This window comes from Sphingomonas sp. PAMC 26617 (genome assembly GCF_000242835.1).
Lineage (GTDB): Bacteria > Pseudomonadota > Alphaproteobacteria > Sphingomonadales > Sphingomonadaceae > Sphingomonas.
This window is the reverse complement of sequence record NZ_JH594425.1, coordinates 2,007,861-2,028,473: the sequence shown is the minus strand read 5'-3', so window position 1 is coordinate 2,028,473 and position 20,613 is coordinate 2,007,861. Positions and strand designations below refer to the sequence as shown.

21 protein-coding genes are annotated in these 20,613 nt (G+C 67.4%); 3 read left to right on the top strand and 18 right to left on the bottom strand.

The annotated features are described in order from the left end of the window. Positions 1 to 11: 11 nt before the first annotated feature. The 8 genes from RH91_RS08995 to RH91_RS08960 form a co-directional block, all read right to left on the bottom strand. Entirely contained in the window at positions 12 to 719 is a 708-nt protein-coding gene (locus tag RH91_RS08995; RefSeq protein ID WP_010162363.1) for a haloacid dehalogenase type II, read from the bottom strand. A 23-nt stretch (positions 720 to 742) separates the two neighbouring features. Further along, positions 743 to 1,837 carry a histidinol-phosphate transaminase gene (hisC, locus tag RH91_RS08990; protein WP_010162362.1) on the bottom strand — a complete coding sequence of 365 codons (1,095 nt, stop codon included), beginning with the start codon at positions 1,835 to 1,837 and terminating at the stop codon, positions 743 to 745. Positions 1,838 to 1,889: 52 nt separating this feature from the next. Beyond that, on the bottom strand, positions 1,890 to 2,132 hold the full coding sequence (locus RH91_RS08985) for a hypothetical protein (protein ID WP_010162361.1): 243 nt from the start codon (positions 2,130 to 2,132) through the stop codon (positions 1,890 to 1,892). Positions 2,133 to 2,480: 348 nt separating this feature from the next. Continuing rightward, the gene (locus tag RH91_RS08980; protein ID WP_029623726.1) at positions 2,481 to 2,906 is read right to left on the bottom strand and encodes an ACT domain-containing protein; all 426 of its coding nucleotides are present in this window, start codon (positions 2,904 to 2,906) and stop codon (positions 2,481 to 2,483) included. A gap of 341 nt (positions 2,907 to 3,247) precedes the next feature. Then, complete coding sequence (locus RH91_RS08975) at positions 3,248 to 4,981, bottom strand: DEAD/DEAH box helicase (protein WP_010162359.1); 1,734 nt, start codon at positions 4,979 to 4,981, stop codon at positions 3,248 to 3,250. A 91-nt stretch (positions 4,982 to 5,072) separates the two neighbouring features. Continuing rightward, complete coding sequence (locus RH91_RS08970; protein WP_010162358.1) at positions 5,073 to 5,489, bottom strand: type II toxin-antitoxin system HicB family antitoxin; 417 nt, start codon at positions 5,487 to 5,489, stop codon at positions 5,073 to 5,075. Between the two features lie 10 nt (positions 5,490 to 5,499). Then, on the bottom strand, positions 5,500 to 5,679 hold the full coding sequence (locus RH91_RS08965; RefSeq protein ID WP_029623725.1) for a type II toxin-antitoxin system HicA family toxin: 180 nt from the start codon (positions 5,677 to 5,679) through the stop codon (positions 5,500 to 5,502). Positions 5,680 to 5,750: 71 nt separating this feature from the next. Then, the gene (locus RH91_RS08960) at positions 5,751 to 6,944 is read right to left on the bottom strand and encodes an NAD(P)/FAD-dependent oxidoreductase (RefSeq protein ID WP_010162356.1); all 1,194 of its coding nucleotides are present in this window, start codon (positions 6,942 to 6,944) and stop codon (positions 5,751 to 5,753) included. A 332-nt stretch (positions 6,945 to 7,276) separates the two neighbouring features. On the opposite strand from RH91_RS08960, the gene RH91_RS08955 reads away from it, so the two are divergent. Further along, positions 7,277 to 8,473 carry an acetyl-CoA C-acyltransferase gene (locus RH91_RS08955; protein ID WP_010162355.1) on the top strand — a complete coding sequence of 399 codons (1,197 nt, stop codon included), beginning with the start codon at positions 7,277 to 7,279 and terminating at the stop codon, positions 8,471 to 8,473. An 84-nt stretch (positions 8,474 to 8,557) separates the two neighbouring features. Here the strand turns inward: RH91_RS08955 and RH91_RS08950 are convergent, their stop codons facing one another. Then, positions 8,558 to 9,757: a bifunctional alpha/beta hydrolase/OsmC family protein gene (locus RH91_RS08950; protein WP_010162354.1), complete on the bottom strand. Its 1,200-nt coding sequence runs from the start codon at positions 9,755 to 9,757 to the stop codon at positions 8,558 to 8,560. A gap of 80 nt (positions 9,758 to 9,837) precedes the next feature. Here RH91_RS08950 and RH91_RS08945 point away from each other — a divergent pair, with 80 nt between their 5' ends. Then, the gene (locus RH91_RS08945) at positions 9,838 to 10,623 is read left to right on the top strand and encodes an SDR family NAD(P)-dependent oxidoreductase (RefSeq protein WP_010162353.1); all 786 of its coding nucleotides are present in this window, start codon (positions 9,838 to 9,840) and stop codon (positions 10,621 to 10,623) included. 94 nt (positions 10,624 to 10,717) lie between these two features. Here RH91_RS08945 and RH91_RS08940 read toward each other — a convergent pair whose 3' ends face one another. From RH91_RS08940 to RH91_RS08925, 4 genes are all read right to left on the bottom strand, one after another. Continuing rightward, on the bottom strand, positions 10,718 to 12,094 hold the full coding sequence (locus RH91_RS08940; protein WP_010162352.1) for a dihydrolipoamide acetyltransferase family protein: 1,377 nt from the start codon (positions 12,092 to 12,094) through the stop codon (positions 10,718 to 10,720). A gap of 96 nt (positions 12,095 to 12,190) precedes the next feature. Next, a complete protein-coding gene (locus RH91_RS08935) occupies positions 12,191 to 13,198 on the bottom strand; it encodes an alpha-ketoacid dehydrogenase subunit beta (RefSeq protein ID WP_010162350.1) in 1,008 nt (335 codons plus the stop codon). A 163-nt stretch (positions 13,199 to 13,361) separates the two neighbouring features. Further along, positions 13,362 to 14,660, bottom strand: coding sequence for a 3-methyl-2-oxobutanoate dehydrogenase (2-methylpropanoyl-transferring) subunit alpha (locus tag RH91_RS08930; protein ID WP_010162349.1), 1,299 nt, complete (start codon positions 14,658 to 14,660; stop codon positions 13,362 to 13,364). Positions 14,661 to 14,976: 316 nt separating this feature from the next. Continuing rightward, positions 14,977 to 15,978 (bottom strand): fumarylacetoacetate hydrolase family protein, encoded by a 1,002-nt coding sequence (locus tag RH91_RS08925; RefSeq protein WP_010162348.1) that lies wholly within the window; start codon positions 15,976 to 15,978, stop codon positions 14,977 to 14,979. 137 nt (positions 15,979 to 16,115) lie between these two features. Here RH91_RS08925 and RH91_RS08920 point away from each other — a divergent pair, with 137 nt between their 5' ends. Continuing rightward, entirely contained in the window at positions 16,116 to 17,270 is a 1,155-nt protein-coding gene (locus RH91_RS08920) for an acyl-CoA dehydrogenase family protein (protein ID WP_010162347.1), read from the top strand. Positions 17,271 to 17,417: 147 nt separating this feature from the next. Here the strand turns inward: RH91_RS08920 and RH91_RS08915 are convergent, their stop codons facing one another. The 5 genes from RH91_RS08915 to RH91_RS08895 all read right to left on the bottom strand — a co-directional run bounded on the left by RH91_RS08915 (position 17,418) and on the right by RH91_RS08895 (position 20,464). After that, positions 17,418 to 17,858, bottom strand: a complete 441-nt coding sequence (locus tag RH91_RS08915) for a c-type cytochrome (protein ID WP_010162346.1) — start codon at positions 17,856 to 17,858, stop codon at positions 17,418 to 17,420. Further along, positions 17,855 to 18,232, bottom strand: a complete 378-nt coding sequence (locus tag RH91_RS08910) for a PaaI family thioesterase (RefSeq protein ID WP_010162345.1) — start codon at positions 18,230 to 18,232, stop codon at positions 17,855 to 17,857. The genes RH91_RS08915 and RH91_RS08910 overlap by 4 nt, the downstream gene beginning before the upstream one ends. Continuing rightward, positions 18,232 to 18,669: a PaaI family thioesterase gene (locus RH91_RS08905; protein ID WP_010162344.1), complete on the bottom strand. Its 438-nt coding sequence runs from the start codon at positions 18,667 to 18,669 to the stop codon at positions 18,232 to 18,234. Before RH91_RS08905 ends, RH91_RS08910 begins: the two co-directional genes overlap by 1 nt. Before the next feature lie 77 nt (positions 18,670 to 18,746). Next, positions 18,747 to 19,535: an ABC transporter permease gene (locus RH91_RS08900; RefSeq protein WP_010162342.1), complete on the bottom strand. Its 789-nt coding sequence runs from the start codon at positions 19,533 to 19,535 to the stop codon at positions 18,747 to 18,749. Continuing rightward, the gene (locus tag RH91_RS08895) at positions 19,532 to 20,464 is read right to left on the bottom strand and encodes an ABC transporter ATP-binding protein (RefSeq protein ID WP_010162341.1); all 933 of its coding nucleotides are present in this window, start codon (positions 20,462 to 20,464) and stop codon (positions 19,532 to 19,534) included. Before RH91_RS08895 ends, RH91_RS08900 begins: the two co-directional genes overlap by 4 nt. Positions 20,465 to 20,613: the final 149 nt, after the last annotated feature.

Below are 20,613 nucleotides of genomic sequence, written 5' to 3'. Positions count from 1 at the left end.
AGTGACCTTGGCTAGCGGTCGGCGCGCGCGCCAGCGTCCAGCAGGTCGGCGAGTTCGGTCAACGAGCCTGCCGTATAGTCCCACTCCTGCGCCGCCGCGCGATCGGGCTTGGGCGCACCGCCGAGTTCGTCCGGCCGGTCGACATAAGCGGTCCGCAACCCGCACGCACGCGCCGCCGCGAGATCGCTGTGATGCGCCGCGACCAGGCACAGTTCCTCGGGCGCGATGCCGAGGATGTCGGCGGTCCCGAGATAGGCCTGGGGCAGCGGCTTGTAGATACCGGTCGCCTCCGCGCCGAGAATCGCGTCCCATGGCAAGCCGCCGAACCGCGCGAGGTGCAGCATCAGCGCGACATTGCCGTTCGACAGCGTGACGATCGGAAACTGCGCCTTCAACCGCGTCAGCCCCGCGACCGAATCCGGCCACGGATCGAGCCGCCGCCACGCCAGCGCGAAGTCGGCGACGTGCTCGGGATCGGCGACGACGCCATGCTTCGCCAACAAGGCATCGAGCGTCTCGCGGTTGAGCACGTCGAGCCGCGTGTACGGCCGCCGGCCGGAGCGGCATTCTTCCATCGCCGGCTGATACAGCCCGCGCCACGCGTCGGCGAAGGCGTGCGGGTCGATCCCGGTCACGCCCGCCGCCGCGAAGAACGCGCTCGCCTCGCGCGCGATACTCGTCCGCCAGTCGACGACGGTCCCGAACACGTCGAAGGCCAAGGCCCGTATCCGAGGCGCGCGGATCACCCCGCGACGATCTCGCGCAACGCGGCCGCGAGCCCGAGCGTCTCGGTCTCGGTGCCGATCGTCATGCGCAGCCCGTTGGCGAGCCCCTGCCCCGGCAACCAGCGCACGATATAGCCACGCTCGAGCAATGCCTTGTACGCGGTCTCGGCGGTGACGGTGCCTTCGAACAGGACGAGCACGAAGTTCGCTTCGCTCGGCACGGGACGCAGGCCCGCGTTGCCGAGCTTCGCCATCTCGTCCGCGAACCACGCGCGCCACACGCGGTTGTGCTCGCGCGACTGGGCGATAAAATCCGCCGCGCCGAGCGCCGCGATCGCCGCCTCCTGCCCCGCGGTGGTGCAGCAGAACGGCGCGCGGATGCGGTGCATCGCGGCGATCGCCTCTTCCGATCCATAGCCCCAGCCGATCCGCTCGGCAGCGAGGCCGTGGATCTTGGAGAAGGTGCGCGTGACGATCACGTTCGGCTGGGTACGCGCCAGCTCGAGCCCGCCGTCGTCGTCCTCGGGGGCGAGATATTCGGCATAGGCCTGGTCGAGCACGAGCATGACGTGCTTCGGCAGGCTGGCGTGCAGCCGCGCGATCTCGTCCTTGCGTGCGAAGGTGCCGGTCGGGTTGTTGGGGTTGGCGACGAACACGACACGCGTCCGATCGGTGACGCAGGCGAGGATCGCGTCGACGTCGGTGGCATGGTCCCTGTCGTCGGCGGTAACGAGCGTCGCGCCGACGCGGCGGGTCGCGATCTCATAGACTGCGAAGCCGTAGCGGACCTGGATCACCTCGTCGCCCGGGCCCGCATAGGCCCCCGCGATCAGGTGGAGCACTTCGTCCGACCCGGTGCCGTAGATGACGCGCGCGGGATCGAGATCGTGATGCGCCGCGATCGCCTCACGCAGCGCAACGGCGCCCGCATCGGGATAGCGCGCGAGGTCGCCCGCGTGGCGCGAGAAGGCGGAGACCGCCTGCGCGCTGGTGCCGAGCGGGTTCTCGTTCGACGACAACTTGATCACGGGGGCATCGCCATCCGTGGTCGAGCGACCCGGGACATAGGGAGCGATGGCCATGACCCAGGCCTTGGGAAGCGGTGCGTTCATGGGACGCGCGTTAGCGTTTGGCGCGCGGGATGGAAAGGGTTTGGGCACCGCGTCACGCGCTGCCGAGGGGCGCGCCTTCCTCGATCATCTGCGACAGCTCGTCGCGCGCGGCATCAAGCGCGATCACCCGAGTGCGCGCGTGGTGGATCTGCTCGACGTCCGCGGGTTCGCGGTCGGCCGACGTGTGCTTGGCGGCTTCGCGCGTGGCGAGTTCGATCACGGCTTTCCGATATTCCGCCCGGGCCGTGACGAGCGCCGCATCCAGGGCCGTCGTCAGTTCGTTCGATGAAACCATTGTCGCCTCGCTTGCAATTCGGGGCCGGGGTGAACCGGCGTGCGGAGGCTCAACACGCCAGTGGGGCGGTGGTTGCTACCGGTGCGGGATTAACCGGCCGCACGATCGATCTGGAGATAAGGTCGCCCGATCCCCTCGCTTCGCGGAGTGTTTCCCCGGCGAAGGCCGGAGCAAAGTCGCGTGCGGTTGATTGGCGCGCGCTGCGCTCCGTAACAACGATCTTCGCTACTGGGCCCCGGCCTCCGCCGGGGAAGCGCTTTTTGGAGAGGAGCGATCTCAAGAGTTCGGACGTCGTGGAGCCCCGCCCGCTGGACGCAGCGTCGGAAGTGGCGCGAGCCGAGTAGCTTTCTAGCGTTCGGCGGATGCAGCCTCGCGCTGGACGTCTTGGAGAATACGGATTGCTCGCTCCGCCATCGACGCGGGGACAAACACATTATCGTGATGATAGGCTGCGATCATGTTGCAGGGGATGCCATCATCCGCGAGTGCCGTTGCGACGCCGGCTGTCAGGCCGACGCCGTCGAGCGCAGAATACACCTCCAACACGATCCGGCGCATCGGCATGGATACGTCGAAGCCGTGTTGGCGAGCATCGTCCTCGATGAGGACTATTGCAACGCCTTCGTCCTCCCGAAAGATTGCCAAACTGCACCGCAATAGTGCGGCTGCAATGAATCCGTCATTGGTTGTGCAGAAAAAGTAAGCGCCCTCTTTGAGGACGGGCTTCATACCTGCGAGCATGGCTTGCCGCTCGCGCACCAGATTTTGCGTCATCCATCACCTGAACACCAGAATTAGCCGATCATGACCCAGCCTGACGGATCAGGCTGGGCGGCTAATTCGATGCTCGTTGGTAAAAGCGCAATTCATGTCGTCGTCATATCCCCGGCAGCGCGCGCCGCCTAGCTCGCTGCGAGGAAGCAGAATCCGACATTCCGGATCGGGAACGACAAGTGGGAAAGCCGGGATGCCGATGGTGTCGCGACATTGCTTCCCCGGCGAAGGCCGGGGCCCAGTCGCGGGCGGTTGATTGGCGGGTGCTGTGCCCCGTAACAACGACCTTTCCTACTGGGCCCCGGCCTCCGCCGGGGAAGTGCTGTTAGAGAGAAGTGAGTTTACGAGCGCGGACGCCGCGTCGCACCACCCGCCGGACGGAGCGTCGGGCGCGGGGCGTGGCGGACCGGCGCGGGGCCGTTCGCGCGACGCGGTGCGCGTTCGGCCTGTTCGGGGCCGCCCTGGACCGCCTCGAACTGGACCGCGCCTTCGGCTTCCTGGCCTTCGGTACGCTTGACCGCGGACATGAACTTGCTCGCGATCGCGCTCGGCACCTGGAACATCGTCTCGTTCGCGGCGATGCGGATCGCACCGACCTCGTTCTTGGTGATGTGCCCGCGACGGCAGATCAGCGGCAGGATCCAGCGCGGATCGGCGTTCTGGCGGCGGCCGATGTCCATGCGGAACCACACCACGTCGTCGAAGCCGTCGCGATGATGCTCCTTGCCCGCTTCACGCGATGCGCCACCGGCACCCGAGCCGCTCGCCTCGATCATCTCCTCGGGCGCGGGCATCCGCGCGCGATAGCTGCGGACCAGCGCGGCTGCGATATCCTCGGGGCTCTTCTTCTCGAGCAACTGCGCACCCAAGGCGCGATCGTCCTCGTCGATCTCGACGTCTTCCATCAGCATCGTCATCAGCCGCGACTTGTCGGCCTTGCGGATGTCGTCGACGGTCGGCGCGTTCATCCACTCGACCGCGATCCGCGCACCGCGCAGCATCATCTCGACGCGGCGCTTGCGCTGATACGGCACGATCAGGATCGCGGTGCCCTTCTTGCCCGCGCGGCCGGTACGACCCGAGCGATGCTGGAGCGTCTCGGCATCGCGCGGAAGCTCGACGTGGATGACGAGGCTGAGCGACGGGAGATCGAGCCCGCGCGCGGCAACGTCGGTCGCGACGCAGACGCGCGCGCGCTTATCCCGAAGCGCCTGCATCGCGCTGTTGCGCTCGTTCTGGCTATGCTCGCCAGACAAGGCGACCGCGGCGAACCCGCGCTCGATCAGCCCGGCATGGAGATGGCGGACATTGTCGCGCGTCGCGCAGAACAGGATCGCGGTCTCGGCTTCGTGCAGGCGGAGCAAATTGACGACCGCATTCTCGATATCCGCGGGCGCGACGGTGACTGCCTGATAGCTGATGTCGCCGTGACCACGGTCCTCGCCGACGGTCGAGATGCGCAGCGCATCCTTCTGGTAGCGCTTCGCGAGCGCGACGATCGACTTGGGCATCGTCGCCGAGAACAGCAGTGTACGCCGTCCCTCGGGCGAGGCGTCGAGGATCAGTTCGAGATCCTCGCGGAAGCCCATGTCGAGCATCTCGTCGGCTTCGTCGAGGATGACCGCCTTGATGTTGGACAGGTCGAGCGCGCCGCGCTCGATATGATCGCGCAGACGGCCCGGCGTGCCGACAACGATATGCGCGCCGTGGCTGAGCGAACGACGCTCACGACTGGCATCCATGCCGCCGACGCAGGTCGAGATGCGCGCGCCGGCCTTGGCGTAGAGCCATTCGAGCTCGCGGCTGACCTGGAGCGCGAGTTCGCGCGTCGGCGCGATCGCGAGCGCCAGCGGCGCGCGCGGCGGCGGGAGGCGACCTTCCTCCTCGGTCAGCAATTGCGGGGCGATCGCGAGGCCGAAGGCGACGGTCTTGCCCGACCCGGTCTGCGCGGACACGATCAGATCGCGGCCTTCCGCCTGCGGTTCGATAACCGAGGCCTGGACGGGGGTCGGCGCGGCATAGCCACGGGCGGAGAGCGCTTCGGCAAGAAGCGTGGGGAGGTGTGTAAAGGGCATGGTATTCCGAATATGGGGGCGGCGGGGGCGCGCGCCAAATCAGGCCCCTAGCACGGGTGTGCGGAAAATGCACGGGGGGTGTGGAAAACGACTAAGCCGCGCGTTCCGCATCCCATTGCGAAGGGTCGAGCGTCATCTGCGCGATGTAGCTCGACCGGCTTACTCCCGCCGCCCGCGCCATCGCATCGAGCCGCTTCAGCACGCGTCGCGGCAGGGTTACGTTGACGCGCTCGATCGTGTCCTCGAACAGCGCCGGGTCGAGGGTGATCACGCCGAAACCCCATCCGGCAAAGGCCGGGTCAAGCCGCACCGTATCTAGGCTTCGCGCCAGGGGTACGCCGCTGCCGGAATCGAGGGCCGCGTCGATCCAGGCGGCAGCGGCTTCTTCGGCCCCACGCAGCGCCTCGTCCAACGTATCCCCGGCGGAGAAACAGCCGGGGAGGTCTGGCACGACCACGCCGAATGCGGTGGTTTCGGTGCCGGGTTCGATCGCGATGGGGTAGCGCACGGGAGCCTCCTCAGATCTTCGCCTGCTTGCGGATCGCCGCGACCAGTCCCGCCCCCAGATCCTTCTTGAGGTGCGGTACGACGATATGGCCGCCGCGATCCGGATGGGTGAACACGTGGTGCGATCCACGCACGCGATCGAGCATCCATCCCGCCGATTTTAACTCACGAATGAGATCGGCGCTTTTCATCGTGCGCATCATACACATTCAGGTGTCGGGAGCAAACATTTTGGCGGGCGCGCCGCGCGGGAGCGCCAGGCCTAGACCGCCATCCCCGCCGCCCAACCGCTCGCCCACGCCCACTGGAAATTATACCCGCCAAGCCACCCGGTCACGTCGACGGCCTCGCCGATCGCATACAGCCCCGGCACCTTGCGCGACTCCATCGTCTGCGAGGACAGCTCCGTCGTGGAAATCCCCCCCGCCGTCACCTCGGCCTTGGCGAACCCCTCGGTGCCATTCGGCGTGAAGCGCCAGTCCGCGAGTTGTCGCGCGGCCGCGTCGATCGCCTTGTCGGTCGATGCGCCCATCTCGCCCTCGACCCCGAGCCGGTCGGCGAGCGTCTCCGCCAGCCGCCCGGGCAAATGGTTCGACAAGGCCGACGCCAGCGACACGCGCGGGCGCGCATGCTTCGCCGCGACCAGCCAGCCGGGCTTCAACGCGGGGAGGAAGTCGATCCCGACCGGCTCGCCGTGCCGCCAATAAGACGACACCTGCAGGATCGCCGGGCCGCTCAGCCCCTTGTGCGTGAACAAGGCCGCCTCGCGGAAGTGCGTCTTGCCGACCTTGGCGACCACTTCGGCGGCGACTCCCGAGAGCGAGCGGAACAGCGTTTCCTCGCCGCCGAGCGTGAGCGGCACGAGCGCGGGGCGCGGTTCGACGATTTTCATCCCGAAGCGGCGGCCGAGATCATAAGCGAAGCCGGTCGCGCCCATCTGCGGGATCGACGGGCCGCCGGTGGCGATCACCAGCGCAGGCGCGGTCGCCGTGCGTGCGCTGACACTGACGCGATACTGGCCGTCGGCATGCTCGACGTCCCGCACCGCGCCGCCGAGCGCGATCTCGACCGCGCCCCCGTCCCGCGCCGCATCGCATTCGTCCTGGAGCATCGCGACGATCTGCTTGGCCGAACCGTCGCAGAACAATTGCCCGAGCGTCTTCTCGTGCCACGCGATCCCGTGGCGATCGACCAGCGCGATGAAATCGGCGGCGGTGTAGCGCCCCAGCGCGGACTTGGCGAAATGCCGGTTGGCGGAGATGTAGCGGTCGGGCGCGGTGTTGACGTTCGTGAAGTTGCACCGCCCGCCACCCGAGATCAGGATCTTTTTGCCGATCTGGTCGGCATGGTCGATCAGCAGCACGCGCCGCCCGCGCTGGCCCGCGATCGCGGCGGTCATCAGCCCGGCGGCGCCGGCGCCGAGGATGATGGCATCATAGGTTTGGGAAGAGGTCATGTGGGCTGCCATAGGGCCAGTGCGCGGCAAACAGAACCCGGTGCGTGGCTTCCTAGCGCCCGCGCCCTTCTGCACCTGCACCATCCCACCGCCGTCATGCTGAACTCGTTTCAGCATCCACCGCGAGACAGGCACGGACCGGACTCGGGGCGCGGTGGACCCTGAAACAAGTTCAGGGTGACGCTCGGTAGGAAAACGCCGCCCCCCGCCCCTGCCCCCGCCCTGCAGACCGCCGCCGCCAAAACGCCCCCCAAACGAACGCAAAGGCTTTACGTCGCCAGCGATCCCCCTCTACAACCCGACCATACCCGATCCTCGAAAGGTCCCCCGTCATGCGTGAAGCCGCGATCGTTTCCACCGCCCGGACGCCGATCGGCAAGGCGTATCGCGGTGCGTTCAACGTGACCGAGGCGCCGGTGCTGGCCGCCCACGTGATGAACGCCGCGGTCGAGCGTGCCGGAATCGACCCCGCGCGGATCGACGAGATCTTCTGGGGTGTCGGCAACCAATGGGGCAGCCAGGGCGGCAACGCGGGGCGGATGGCGACCTTCGCCGCGGGACTGCCGCAGACCGTCCCCGCTTTCACGCTCGATCGCAAATGCGGCTCGGGACTGACCGCGATCGCGCTCGCCGCGCGGTCGATCCTGTGCGACGAGATCGACGTCGCGCTCGCGGGCGGGATGGAATCGGTGAGCCTGACCGTCACCAAGGATGCGCCGCGTTTCGTCAACAGCTCGGTCACCGAGCGCGAGCCAGCCGCCTATATCCCGATGATCGAGACCGCCGAGATCGTCGCGCAACGCTACGGCATCACCCGCGCCGCGCAGGACGCCTATGGGGCGCAGAGCCAGCAGCGCGCCGCGCGCGGGCTCGAGACGGGCGCGTTCGTCGAGGAGATCGCGCCGATCACGGTCGAGAAGGCGCTGTTCGACAAGGCGGGCACCCGCACCGGGAGCGAGACCGTCACGCTCGCGCAGGACGAGGGCATTCGCCCCGGCACGACGCTGGAGGGGCTGTCCGGACTCAAGACGGTGTGGCCGGGCGGCGAATTCACGGGCCCGGGCGAGACGATCACCGCGGGCAATGCGAGCCAGCTCTCGGACGGCGCATCGGCGCAGATCGTGATGGATCACGCCACCGCCAAGGCGGAGGGGCGCGACGTGCTCGGGCTGTACCGCGGGTTCCAGGCGGCGGGGTGTGCGCCCGACGAGATGGGGATCGGCCCGGTCTTCGCGATCCCCAAGCTGCTCGCGCGCGCGGGGCTGAGCGTGGCGGATATCGGGTTGTGGGAGCTCAACGAGGCGTTCGCGTCGCAATGCCTCTACTGCCGCGACACGCTCGGGATCGACCCGGAAAAGTATAACGTCAACGGCGGCGCGATCGCGATCGGGCATCCGTTCGGGATGACCGGGTCGCGGCTCGTCGGCCATGCGCTGATCGAGGGACGCAAGCGCGGGGTGCGCTGGGTCGTGGTGTCGATGTGCACCGCGGGTGGAATGGGCGCGGCGGGGTTGTTCGAGATCGTGTAGCGGGATCTGCTTGGGGAAAGCACTCCCTCTGACGGTCTCGATGTATCGCCGCGCATGGTCGCTACATCCCGGCTAAGGTTACCCTCACTCCGCCAGTCGCGTCTCGATCCGCGGGTCGCCTGCGAGCGTGCGATGGACCGGACATTTGTCCGCGATCACCAGCATCCGTGCGCGCTGTGCGTTGGTCAGCGCGCCTTGCAGCGTCACCACCCGCTCGAGCACCTCGATCTGCGGCCGCCCGCCCGCCGCCGCGGCGCAATCATCGGCATGATGGCGACGGTGGTGCAACGTCACCGCGACACCATCGAGCGGGATCCCCTCGTTCGCCGCGACCAGCCGGAGCGTCATCGCGGTGCACGTGCCGAGCGCGGCGAGCAGCAGGTCGTAGGGCGTCGGCCCGAGATCGCTCCCGCCCATCCTGAGCGGCTCGTCCGCAAGGAAGCTGTGCCCCGCCGATTCGACGATCTGGACGAATTTCGCCTCGGTCGAGCTCACGCGGACATGCCCCTCGGGCACCTCCCCCACCGGCATCGCCGCGCCGAGGAACGGCTGGACCCAGGCGGCGATGAGCTGCGCGGCGTAGCTCGCCTGCGCGGGATCGGTCAGCAGATGGTCCGCGCCATCCAGCGCGACGAAGCTCTTGGGGTGTTTCGCCGCCTCGAAGATCGCGCGCGCATTCTCGACCCCGACGGTCGCGTCGGTCGCCGAATGCAGCACGAGCAGCGCGCGCTTGAGGTGCGCGAGCCGGTTCGCCTGGTCCTGTCCCTCGACCGAGGCGAGGAATTCGCGCCCGATCCGGAACGGACGCCCGCCGATCGACACCTCGCGCGGTTCGTCGGCGAGGTCGTCCGCCCCCTTGATGAGATGCAGCACGTGGCGCGGATCGAACGGTGCGGCGATCGTCACCACCGCGCGCGCCGCCGGGATATGCTCCGCCGCCGCGATCACCGCCGCGCCGCCGAGCGAATGGCCGATCAGAATGTCGGGCGCGCCGATGTCGCCCGCAAGGAAATCCGCCGCCGCAACGAGGTCCGCGACGTTCGCGCTGAAGTGGCTGTCGGCGAACGCGCCCTCGCTCGCGCCCAGCCCGGTGAAATCGAACCGCAGCGTCGCGATCCCCTGTTCGGCGAGCGCGAGGCTGACGCGGCGCGCGGCATGGCTCTGCGCGGTGCAGGTGAAGCAATGCGCGAACAGCGCGACCGCGCGCACCCGCCCCGGCGGGCGCTCGAGCGATCCCGCCAGCATCACGCCTTCCGCATTGGGGAACCGAACCTCGCGCTTCATCGTCTGTCTCCGTGCCGGTGGGACGATTGCCCGCACCCGGCGCGCGCTCTACCATGCGCGGACACATCGGGGGAAATCGCATGGCGCACGGCACGACGTTGATCACCGGCGCGTCCGCCGGCCTTGGCGAACGCTTCGCGCTCGCCGTGGCGGCGACGGGGGAGAACGTCATTCTGGTGGCGCGTCGTACCGACCGGCTCGAGGCACTCGCGCAGCGGATCCGGGTCGAGCATCAGGTCGCCGCCGACGTCGTCGCGAGCGATCTCGCCGCGCCGGGCGCGCCCGCCGCGCTGATCGCCGAAGTCGCGCGGCGCGGGCTGGCGGTCACCACGCTGATCAACAACGCGGGCTACGGCGCGCGCGGCGCGTTCGCCGAGCTCGATGGCGCGATGCAGGCACGGATGATCGACCTCAACTGCCGCGCGCTGGTGGAATTGTGCCATGCGGTGCTGCCGGGGATGCTCCAGCGGCGCGACGGCGCGATCCTCAACGTCGCCTCGACCGCGGCCTTCCAGCCGGGGCCGTGGATGAGCGTCTATTATGCGACCAAGGCGTTCGTGCTGAGCTTTTCGGAAGGGCTGCACGAGGAAGTGAAGGCGGGCGGCGTGCGCGTGTCGGCCCTGTGCCCCGGGCCGACGCGGACCGAATTCGCCGAGGTCGCGGACATGGGGGACAGCGAGCTGTTCAAGCGTTTCGCGACCGAGCCCGACGTGGTGGTCCGCGACGGGCTGCGCGCGCTGGCGGCGAACCGCGCGGTCGCGGTTTCGGGGCTGCTCAACAGCGTGATGGCGGGCGCGATCCGCTTCACGCCGCGCGGGGTGGCGCGATCGATGGCGGGGTCGTTGCAGAAGACGCGGGGGGAGTAGGCCTTCCTCCCCTACCGCCGTCCTTCTCGCCTCCGCGGGGATGACGGAGTTTGGCGAGGGCAAGGCGCGCCTGCGCCTGCCCCGCCCCCGTCGGTCAGTTCGCGAAAAGCAGGACCGGCGTTTCCAGATACTTGCGCAGCGCCTGGACGAAGCTCGCGGCATCCCAGCCGTCGACCACTCGGTGATCGCAGCTGATCGACAGGTTCATCAGCTTCGCCCGCACGATCTCATCGCCGACAAATATGGGCCGTTCGACGATCTTGTTCGGCCCGATGATCGCGACTTCGGGGCGGTTGATGACCGGCGTCGTCGCGATCCCGCCGAGCGGGCCGAGCGAGGTGACGGTCAGCGTGCCGCCGCCCATCTCGCTGGACGCGAGCTTGTTCGCGCGTGCCGCCTCCGCAAGGCGGACGATCTCGGTCGCGAGCTGCCAGACGTTGCGGTCCTGCGCGTCGCGGATGACGGGGACGGTGAGGCCCGCGTCGGTCTGCGTCGCCATGCCTAAGTGCACGCTGCCGTGCCGCGTGACCACGCCCACCTCGTCGTCATAGCGCGCGTTGAGCATCGGGAAGGCGGGGATCGTCTTGCAGATCGCGACGATCAGCAGCGGGAGCAGCGTCAGCTTGGGGCGGCCGCCGCGGTTTGCGTTGAGGTCGGCGCGCATTGCTTCCAGCGCGGTGACGTCGATTTCGTCGACATAGGTGAAATGCGGGATCGCGCGCTTCGACGCGGCCATGTTCTCGGCGATGCGGCGGCGCATGCCGATGACCTTGATCGCCTCGTCCGCGCGCGCGTTCGAGGCGTGCGGGGCGTGGTAGCCCTGGCCGCTGCCGTAGCGGAGGAATGCGTCGAGATCGCTGTGGCGGATGCGGTCGCCCTCTGCCTTGATCTGCGAGAGGTCGACGCCTAGGTCGGCCGCGCGCGCGCGGACGGCGGGGGACGCGAGAACGCTCTTCTTCTCTTCTTCCTTCCCCGGCGAAGGCCGGGGCCCAGTCGCGGAGGTCGAGGTTGGTGAGGACGGCGCTTCGTTACCAGCCGGCCTCGACTGGGCCCCGGCCTCCGCCGGGGAAGAAGAAGCTGGAGAGGGTGAAGGAACGACCTCCTCCACCCCGGGATTCTCCGCCTCATATTGTTGCGCGACTTCGACCTGCTCCGCGCTCGGCGGCGCTGCCTTGAGCTCCGCCGGTTCGTCGCTCCGCAACGCAGGCGCTTCCTCCGCCGACACGTCGGCATCGGTCTCGATTACCACCAGCGCCGCGCCGATCGACACCTGATCGCCGACTTCGCCCGCCAGTTCGACCACCACGCCCGAAACCGGCGATTCCATCTCGACCGTCGCCTTGTCGGTCATCATGTCGGCGACCTGCTGGTCCTCCTCGACGCGTTCGCCGACCTTTACGTGCCAGGCGACGATCTCCGCCTCGGAAATGCCTTCGCCGATGTCGGGGAGCTTGAAGGTAAAGCGTGCCATTACACTAGATCCGTTCGTTTCGAGCGAAGTCGAGAAACTGGGGCCGCGCAGGTGTCTCGACTTCGCTCGACACGAACGGGTGGGGCAAAGGCCACGTCATGCGTCCTTCATAATCTTCTTGAGCGCTTCGCCGATCCGGACCGGACCCGGGAAATACGCCCATTCAAGGCTGTGCGGATAGGGCGTGTCGAACCCGGTGACGCGCTCGATCGGCGCTTCGAGGTGATAGAAGCAGCGCTCCTGCACCTGCGCCGACAGTTCCGCGCCGAACCCGCTGGTCCGCGTCGCCTCGTGGATGATCATGCAGCGCCCGGTCTTCTCCACCGATGCCGCGATCGTCTCGATGTCGAGCGGCACCAACGTGCGCAGGTCGATCACCTCGGCGTCGACCCCGGCTTCCGCGATCACCGCGAGCGCGACGTGGACCATCGTGCCGTACGCGAGGATCGTCAGCGCTTCGCCGGGCCGCACGACCTTCGCCTTGCCGAGCTCGATCTTGTAATAGCCGGTCGGCACCTCGCCCGCGGGATGCTGCGACCAGTTCTGCGTCGGCTTGTCCCAATGGCCGTCGAACGGGCCGTTGTAGATTCGCTTGGGTTCGAAGAAGATCGTCGGATCATTGTCCTCGATCGCCGCGATCAGCAGGCCCTTGGCGTCATAGGGGGTCGAGGGGATCACTGTCTTCACGCCCGAAATGTGCGTGAAGATTCCCTCGGGGCTCTGGCTGTGCGTCTGCCCGCCGAAGATGCCGCCGCCGAACGGCGAGCGCACCGTGATCGGCGCGGTGAATTCCCCGGCCGAGCGATAGCGGAGCCGTGCCGCCTCGCTGACCAACTGGTCGAGCGCGGGGTAGATGTAATCCGCGAACTGGATTTCGGGCACCGGGCGCAGGCCGTACGCGCCCATGCCGACCGCGACGCCGATGATCCCGCATTCGGTGATCGGCGTGTCGAACACGCGGGTCTTTCCGTATTTGCTCTGGAGCCCGGCGGTCGCGCGGAACACGCCGCCGAAATAGCCGACGTCCTCGCCCATCACGACGATGTCGGGATCGCGGTCCATCATCACGTCCATGGCGGAGTTGATCGCCTGGATCATGTTCATGCGAGTCGAATCGGTCATGCTGCTGCACCCGCCGCGACTGCGGCTCTAAAAACCTTCTTTGCGGCTTTGCGGCTTTGCGTGAGAAAATCTTGATCACGCAAAGACGCTAAGACGCGAAGGAAGAGGAAGGATATGCTGGCTGCGCCGCTAGGATGCGTGCCCATCACTTGCGCGCCCACGGGCGGCCGCTGGCGGTTTCCTCGGCGATCATTTGCGCCTGCTGTTCCTTCAGATGCCACGGCATCTCCTCGAACACGCCGTCGAACAGCGAGTCGAGCGGCTGGTGCAGGCCGTGGCCGAGCACGCCGTTGGTCTCGGCCTGCTTCTGCGCGGCCTTGACCATTTCGGCGAGTTCCTTGTCCTGCGCCGCGTGGCGCTCCTCGTCCCATTCGCCGAGCGCGATGAGATGCGCCTTCAACCGCGCGATCGGGTCGCCGAGCGGCCATGCGGTCGGCTCGCCCGCCGAGCGATACTGGCCGGGATCGTCCGAAGTCGAATGGCCTTCGGCGCGATAGGTGAAATGCTCGATCAGCGTCGGCCCCTGATTGGTCCGCGCGCGCTCCGCCGCCCAGGCGGTCGCGGCATAGACCGCGAGCGCGTCATTCCCGTCGACGCGGAGCCCTGCGATCCCGTAGCCGACCGCGCGCGCCGCAAACGTCGTCGATTCCGCACCCGCGAACCCAGAGAAGGACGAGATCGCCCACTGGTTGTTGACGACGTTGAAGATCACCGGCGCGCGGTAGACGCTCGCGAAGGTGCACGCCGAGTGGAAATCGCCCTCGGCGGTCGATCCCTCGCCACACCATGTCGCCGCGATCCGCGTGTCGCCCTTGGCGGCGCTCGCCATCGCCCAGCCGACTGCTTGCGGATATTGCGTGGTTAGATTGCCCGAGATCGAGAAGAAGCCGGCTTCCTTGACCGAATACATGATCGGCAACTGCTTGCCCTGCAACCGATCCGCGCTGTTCGAATAGATCTGGTTCATCATGTCGACCATCGACCAGTTGCGCGCGATGAGCAGGCCCTGCTGGCGATAGGACGGGAAGCACATGTCCTCGTAATCGAGCGCATAGGCCGCGGCGACCGCGACCGCTTCCTCGCCGGTGCACTTCATGTAGAAGCTCGTCTTGCCCTGCCGCTGCGCGCGGAACATGCGTTCGTCGAACGCACGGACCTGCGCCATGCTGCGCAGCATCGCGCGCAATGTATCCGGGGACAGCCGCGGGTTCCACGGGCCGACCGCCTGGCCATCCTCGTCGAGCACGCGGACCAGCTGATACGCGAGATCGGTAAAGCTCTGCGCCGTATCGCCAATGTCGGGGCGGCGGGTTTCGCCCGCTGCGGGAATCGGAACCTGCGTGAAGTCGACCGCGTCGCCGGGCCGGAACTTGGGTTCGGGCACATAGAGCGACAGCGGAGGCAGGTTCTTCTTCAGATGGGCCGGGACCGGGTCGCGTGCCATATACTCTCCAAGCGGACGCCTCTCCGGCCGACGGCCAGCGGGCAGATTCGTTCTATGCGCGGCGTTGTTATAAAATTTCGCGGGGCTTGGCGAGGGGGTCTGCGCCGGGTGGCGCAATTTCCGTGGCGTTCCGTCGCTTTCGGCATCCCAACCATACCGCGCTCGACCAGCCCGGCGAAGGCCGGGGCCCAATGCGGGACGATCGTCGCTAAGCGCCACGCAGGATGCAGCAGCCTGCGCGATTGGGCCCCGGCCTTCGCCGGGGTGGTGCTGTCCAACCGGGGTGGTACGCACAAAGAAGGCCGCGCGCGCTACCTCACCCCACCGTCTGCTCGATCACCCCGAAGATCGGGTGCCTCTTGTCGTCCTCCGCCCAGATCCGCACGGTATCGCCCGCCTTAAGGAACGGCGTCTTCGCGCCCCCCTCGAGGATCGTCTCGACCGTTCGCACCTCGGCAAGGCACGCATAACCGACGCCGCCCGCTGCGATCGGCTTGCCCGGTCCGCCATCCGAATCGCGGTTGGAAACGGTCCCCGACCCGACGATCGTCCCCGCGCCCAAGGCGCGCGTCTTCGCGGCATGCGCGATCAACGTGCCGAAATCGAAGGTCATGTCCTCGCCCGCCGCGACGCGCCCGAACGGCTGGCCGTTGAGGTCGATCATCAGCGTGCGGTGGAGCTTGCCGTCCTGCCACGAGTCACCAAGCGACTCCGGCGTGACGAACACCGGCGAGAAAGCGCTCGCTGGCTTGGACTGGAAGAAACCGAAGCCCTTGGCGAGCTCGCCTGGGATCAGGTTGCGCAGCGACACGTCGTTGGTCAGCCCGACCAGCCGTACCGCCGCCAGTGCCTCTTCTCGCGTTGCGCTCTGCGGCACGTCGCCCGTCACCACGACGACCTCGCCTTCGAAATCGCAGCCCCAGCTCTCGTCCGCGAGCGGGATCGCGTCGCGCGGGCCGAGGAACCCGTCGGACCCGCCCTGATACATCAGCGGATCATGCCAGAAGCTGTCGGGCATCTCCGCCGCGCGCGCCTGACGCACCAAGGCGACGTGGTTCACATAGGCCGAGCCGTCGGCCCACTGATACGCACGTGGCAGCGGCGCGGCGGCGGCATGTTCGTGGAAGCGCCGCATCGGGATCATCTCATGCTCCAGATCGGTGCTGAGATTCGCGAGATCGGGGGCGAGCCGGTCCCAGTCATCCAGCGCCGCCTGCAGCGTGGGGGCGATGTGGCTGGCGTCAGCATACCACGCGAGATCGTTCGACACGACGACGAGGGTGCCGTCGCGGCCGGACTTGAGGCTTGCCAGTTTCATGAACTCTCCTGCGATTTTGACCTAGCATACCCCCCTGCCCGGGCGTGTCGAGCGCGGGCTGTCGCGATAGTGATTGACGTTCGCGTCATCCCCCCGCACATCTCGTCAAAAGAAGGTTGCAAGAGAGGACTGATCTGATGACGCTCGACTCCGTCGCTGGCCGCTTTGCGTATACCGAAGATCACGAGGCGTTCCGCCAGACGGTGCGGAGCTTCCTGCAGAAGGAAGGCGTCCCCCACGTCAACCGCTGGGAGGAGGAACGGCTCGTTCCCAAGGATTTCTGGCGCAAGGCGGGCGAGATCGGAATGCTCTGCCCGACCGTACCCGAGGCGTATGGCGGCCTCGGGCTCGACTTCGGCTATAATGCGATCGTCGATGAGGAGATGGCGTATAACGGGGTGCCCGCGGGCTTCTCGCTCCAGTCGGACATCGTCTGCGGCTATCTCGAGACTTACGGGTCCGAGGAGCAAAAGGCGCAGTGGCTGCCCAAGCTCGTCTCGGGCGAGGTGATCACCGCGATCGCGATGACCGAACCCGGCACCGGATCCGACCTCCAGGCGATCCGCACGACCGCGAAGAAGGATGGCAACCACTATGTCATCAACGGCTCCAAGACCTACATCACCAACGGCCAGAACACCGACCTGACGCTGGTCGTCGCCAAGACCGATCCCGATGCCAAGCCCGCGTGGAAGGGCATGTCGATCATTCTGGTCGAAAGCGACCGCGAGGGGTTCAGCAAGGGCCGCAAGCTCGACAAGATCGGGCAGGATGCCGCCGACACCTCCGAGCTGTTCTTCGAGGATGTCCGCGTCCCGATGACCAATTGCCTCGGCGAGGAGGGCAAGGGTTTCATCTATCTGATGAGCCAGCTGCCGCAGGAACGCCTCTCGATCGCGGTGTCGGTCCATGCGTCGGCGCAGAAGGCGTTCGACGAGACGGTCGAATTCACCAAGACGCGCAAGGCCTTCGCGGGGATGGTGTTCGATTTCCAGAACACCCGCTTCGTGCTCGCGGATCTCAAGGCGAAGCTGCAGGTCGGCTGGGCGCATCTCGACTGGGCGATCACGCGGCATCTGAAGGGCGAGCTGACCAACGAGGAGGGCGCCGCCGCCAAACTGTGGCACACCGATCTGCAATGGGAAGTGATGGACGCCTGCCTCCAGCTTCACGGCGGCGCTGGCTATATGAACGAATATCCGATCGCACGGGCATGGCGCGCCGCGCGCGTGACGCGGATCTTCGGGGGGACGAACGAGATCATGAAGGAGCTGATCGGACGCTCGCTGTAGCGGAGGCCGGGTCGCGCGCCCGGATACGCCGCCGCTTTTACCCGTTCGTTTCGAGCGTAGTCGAGAAACCTGGCACAGCGCCTGTTGCGGCTTCTCGACTTCGCTCGAAGCGAACGGAAGCCGGTCCCTGATCAGTTCCGATCCCGGTCACCGCTGCGTTTCCAGATAGGCAATCACGTCCGCGCGATCGAGCGGATCGGCCAGCCCCGGGAACGCCATCGCGGTCCCGGGCGCAAAGCGCTGCGGATCGGCGAGCCACGCGTCCAGCCGTGCGCGAGTCCATCTGCCGCCGACCTGCTGCAGCGCGGCGGTATAGGCAAAGCGCGGGCGATTCTGGCCGATTTCCGCGCCGATCACCCCGTGCAGGTTCGGCCCGCCTAGATCGGGCGCGCCCTGCCCGACCGAATGGCACGCGGAACAGCGCGTGAAGATCCGCGCCCCGGCGGCTGCGCTGGCGACCCGTGCGTAGGATTTCACCGTCGGCGCGGGACCGGCGGCACGGCGGCGCGCTTCCTTGTCGTCCGACGAACACCCCGCGAGCAGCACCACCACCGCAATCACGAGGGGAAGCGGACCGCGCGGCATCATCCCCGCGCGATCAGGTAGTTCATCCGCGCCGCCGCGATAGGCTTGGCGGGGTCGTCCTGCCACGCGATCGCCTCGACATTGGCGACCCTGCCGCCGAGCCGCGTCACCGTCCCGCGCGCGAAGGTCGGCTTGTCGCGCCCGCCGCGCATGTAATCGACCGTGACGTTGATCGGCTTGATCTGCCCGCCGCCATCCTCGGCGAGCGCCTGCCGCACCGCGACGATCGCCGCCATCTCGAGCAACCCGCCGATCGCGCCGCCGTGGAGCCAGCCGGGTCGCCCGGTCAGCGCCTGTTCGAACGGCATCGTCAGCAGGATCGGATCGTCGCCCGCAGCAACCTCGATCCCGAGCGTCTGGGCATAAGGCGGGAGCATCAGGCGGCGTCCGTGAACATGAAGGTGCCCGCGACATGCGCGAGCGGATCGGCCGGGTCGCCGTCATGCGCCTGGCCGCGCACGAACGAGATCGAGCGCGTGATGCGATAGCATTCGCCGCGGCCGATCACGGTCTTGCCCGGCGTCGCGGGGCGCAGGTAATCGATCCGGAGATCAAGCGTCGCGTGCGGGCGGAACGTCCCGAGCCGGGTCCACACCGCGAGGCTGGTCGCCATGTCCATCATCGTCAGGATCGGCCCCGACGCGAGCACGCCGCTGTCGGGATCGCCGACGAGATCGTCACGATAGGGGAGCTGCAGCTCGCACCAGTCGGGGCCGTGCGCGTGATAGCTGAGGCCCAGCAACCCGCCGTGCCCGCCGACACCAAGACGGCTGAAACGGGCGGGATCGAACGCGGGAAGGGGATCGGGGGGCATGGCGGGGGCTCTATCGAAACGGGGGCTAGGAACAAGGGTCGGGCGCATCGGCTAGGCGTTGGTCGCGAACCGACGCCTCAGTTCTTAAGCCGCCACCCGCTCCGGAAGATCCACCCCACGACGCCGAGGCACGCGACCAGGAACAGCGCGGTCACGCCAAGGCTCAGCCCGACCGACACGTCGCCCCTGTCGAAGAACGCCCAGCGGAACCCGCTCACCAGATAGACCACCGGGTTGAACAGGCTGACCGTCCGCCACGGCTGCGGCAGCATGTCGATCGAATAGAACGCGCCGCCGAGGAAGGTCAGCGGGGTGATCAACAGCGCGGGGATGAAGTTGAGCTGCTCGAACCCCTTCGCCCAGATCCCGATGATGAAGCCGAACAGGCTGAAGGTCACGCTGGTCAGGATCAGGAACGCGATCATCGCGAGCGGGTGGACGATCTCGAGCGGCACGAACAGCGCCGCGGTCGCGAGGATGATCAGCCCGATCACCATTGACTTGGTTGCGGCTGCACCGACATAGCCTACCACCATCTCCATCGCCGACACCGGCGCGGAAAGCAGCTCGAACATCGTGCCGGTGAACTTGGGGAAATAGATGCCGATCGAGGCATTGGCGATGCTCTGCGTCAGCAGCGACAGCATGATGAGGCCCGGCACGATGAAGCTGCCGTACCCGACCCCGCCGACCGTGCTGATCCGCGACCCGATCGCGCCGCCGAACACGACGAAATAGAGCGAGGTGGTGATGACCGGGGTGACGAGGCTCTGCCACAGGGTGCGCAGCGCGCGCGCCATCTCGAACCGGTAGATCGCCCAGATCCCGTTGAAATTGATCGCGGGGGCTTTGTCGGTGCCGCTCATGCCGCGTCCTTCTTCTCGACCAGGTCGACGAAAATATCCTCAAGGCTCGATTTCGAGGTCTCGAGATCCTTGAACCCGATCCCCAGTTCGCCGAGCTTCCGCAACAGCGAGGGAATGCCGGTATGCTCGGCCTGCGCATCGAAGACGTAGCGCAGCGTCCGGTCGTCGTTCTCGAGCGCGACGTCCCAGTCGGACAGCGCGGCGGGGAGCGTGGACAGCGGTTCCTGCAATGAGATCAACATCTGGCGCTTGCCGAGCTTCTTCATCAGCTCGGCCTTGCCCTCGACCAGGATCAGCTGCCCCTTGTTGATGACGCCGACCCGGTCGGCCATTTCCTCGGCCTCCTCGATGTAATGCGTCGTCAGGATGATCGTCGTGCCCTTCTCGCGGAGCCGGTGGACGAGCTTCCACATGTCCCGCCGCAGCGCGACGTCCACCCCGGCGGTCGGTTCGTCGAGGAACAGGATGTCGGGTTCGTGCGCGAGCGCCTTGGCGATCAGCACGCGGCGCTTCATCCCGCCCGACAGCGTCATGATCTTGGCGTCGCGCTTGTCCCACAAGGAAAGGTCACGCAGCACCTGTTCGAGATGCGCCTCGTTCGCCCCGCGCCCGAACAGGCGGCGGCTGAAGCGGACGGTGGCGATCACGGTCTCGAACATGTCGACCGACAGTTCCTGTGGCACCAGCCCGATCGCGCGGCGTGCGCTGCCGAAGTCGGTGAGCGCGTCATGGCCGAGCACCGTTACGCTGCCGGTGGTGGGGGTGACGATCCCGCAGATGATCGAGATGAGCGTGGTCTTGCCCGCGCCGTTTGGGCCAAGCAGCGCGAAGATCTCGCCGCGGTTGATCGACAGATCGATCGGCTGGAGCGCGTGCTGGCCTGATGCGTAGGTCTTCGAGACCCCCGCGACCGAAAGTATGCTGTCCATCAAGCCCCCGTTTCCTGAACCGGGAGATAGGGTTGGCGTTGCGTGGCAACAAGGTTGGGGGGTCGTCCAGCCGCCGCCGTCGCAACCTGTTTCCCCGGCGAAGGCCGGGGCCCAGGAGCGGAACAGAAGAGTGCGGGCGGCTGCGCTCC

Coding starts and splice junctions, on each gene's coding strand:
- hisC (WP_010162362.1), bottom strand. CDS start 1,837: ATGAACGCACCGCTTCCCAAGGCCTGGGTCATGGCCATCGCTCCCTAT.
- RH91_RS08985 (WP_010162361.1), bottom strand. CDS start 2,132: ATGGTTTCATCGAACGAACTGACGACGGCCCTGGATGCGGCGCTCGTC.
- RH91_RS08980 (WP_029623726.1), bottom strand. CDS start 2,906: ATGACGCAAAATCTGGTGCGCGAGCGGCAAGCCATGCTCGCAGGTATG.
- RH91_RS08975 (WP_010162359.1), bottom strand. CDS start 4,981: ATGCCCTTTACACACCTCCCCACGCTTCTTGCCGAAGCGCTCTCCGCC.
- RH91_RS08965 (WP_029623725.1), bottom strand. CDS start 5,679: ATGAAAAGCGCCGATCTCATTCGTGAGTTAAAATCGGCGGGATGGATG.
- RH91_RS08960 (WP_010162356.1), bottom strand. CDS start 6,944: ATGACCTCTTCCCAAACCTATGATGCCATCATCCTCGGCGCCGGCGCC.
- RH91_RS08955 (WP_010162355.1), top strand. CDS start 7,277: ATGCGTGAAGCCGCGATCGTTTCCACCGCCCGGACGCCGATCGGCAAG.
- RH91_RS08950 (WP_010162354.1), bottom strand. CDS start 9,757: ATGAAGCGCGAGGTTCGGTTCCCCAATGCGGAAGGCGTGATGCTGGCG.
- RH91_RS08945 (WP_010162353.1), top strand. CDS start 9,838: ATGGCGCACGGCACGACGTTGATCACCGGCGCGTCCGCCGGCCTTGGC.
- RH91_RS08940 (WP_010162352.1), bottom strand. CDS start 12,094: ATGGCACGCTTTACCTTCAAGCTCCCCGACATCGGCGAAGGCATTTCC.
- RH91_RS08935 (WP_010162350.1), bottom strand. CDS start 13,198: ATGAACATGATCCAGGCGATCAACTCCGCCATGGACGTGATGATGGAC.
- RH91_RS08930 (WP_010162349.1), bottom strand. CDS start 14,660: ATGGCACGCGACCCGGTCCCGGCCCATCTGAAGAAGAACCTGCCTCCG.
- RH91_RS08925 (WP_010162348.1), bottom strand. CDS start 15,978: ATGAAACTGGCAAGCCTCAAGTCCGGCCGCGACGGCACCCTCGTCGTC.
- RH91_RS08920 (WP_010162347.1), top strand. CDS start 16,116: ATGACGCTCGACTCCGTCGCTGGCCGCTTTGCGTATACCGAAGATCAC.
- RH91_RS08915 (WP_010162346.1), bottom strand. CDS start 17,858: ATGATGCCGCGCGGTCCGCTTCCCCTCGTGATTGCGGTGGTGGTGCTG.
- RH91_RS08910 (WP_010162345.1), bottom strand. CDS start 18,232: ATGCTCCCGCCTTATGCCCAGACGCTCGGGATCGAGGTTGCTGCGGGC.
- RH91_RS08905 (WP_010162344.1), bottom strand. CDS start 18,669: ATGCCCCCCGATCCCCTTCCCGCGTTCGATCCCGCCCGTTTCAGCCGT.
- RH91_RS08900 (WP_010162342.1), bottom strand. CDS start 19,535: ATGAGCGGCACCGACAAAGCCCCCGCGATCAATTTCAACGGGATCTGG.
- RH91_RS08895 (WP_010162341.1), bottom strand. CDS start 20,464: ATGGACAGCATACTTTCGGTCGCGGGGGTCTCGAAGACCTACGCATCA.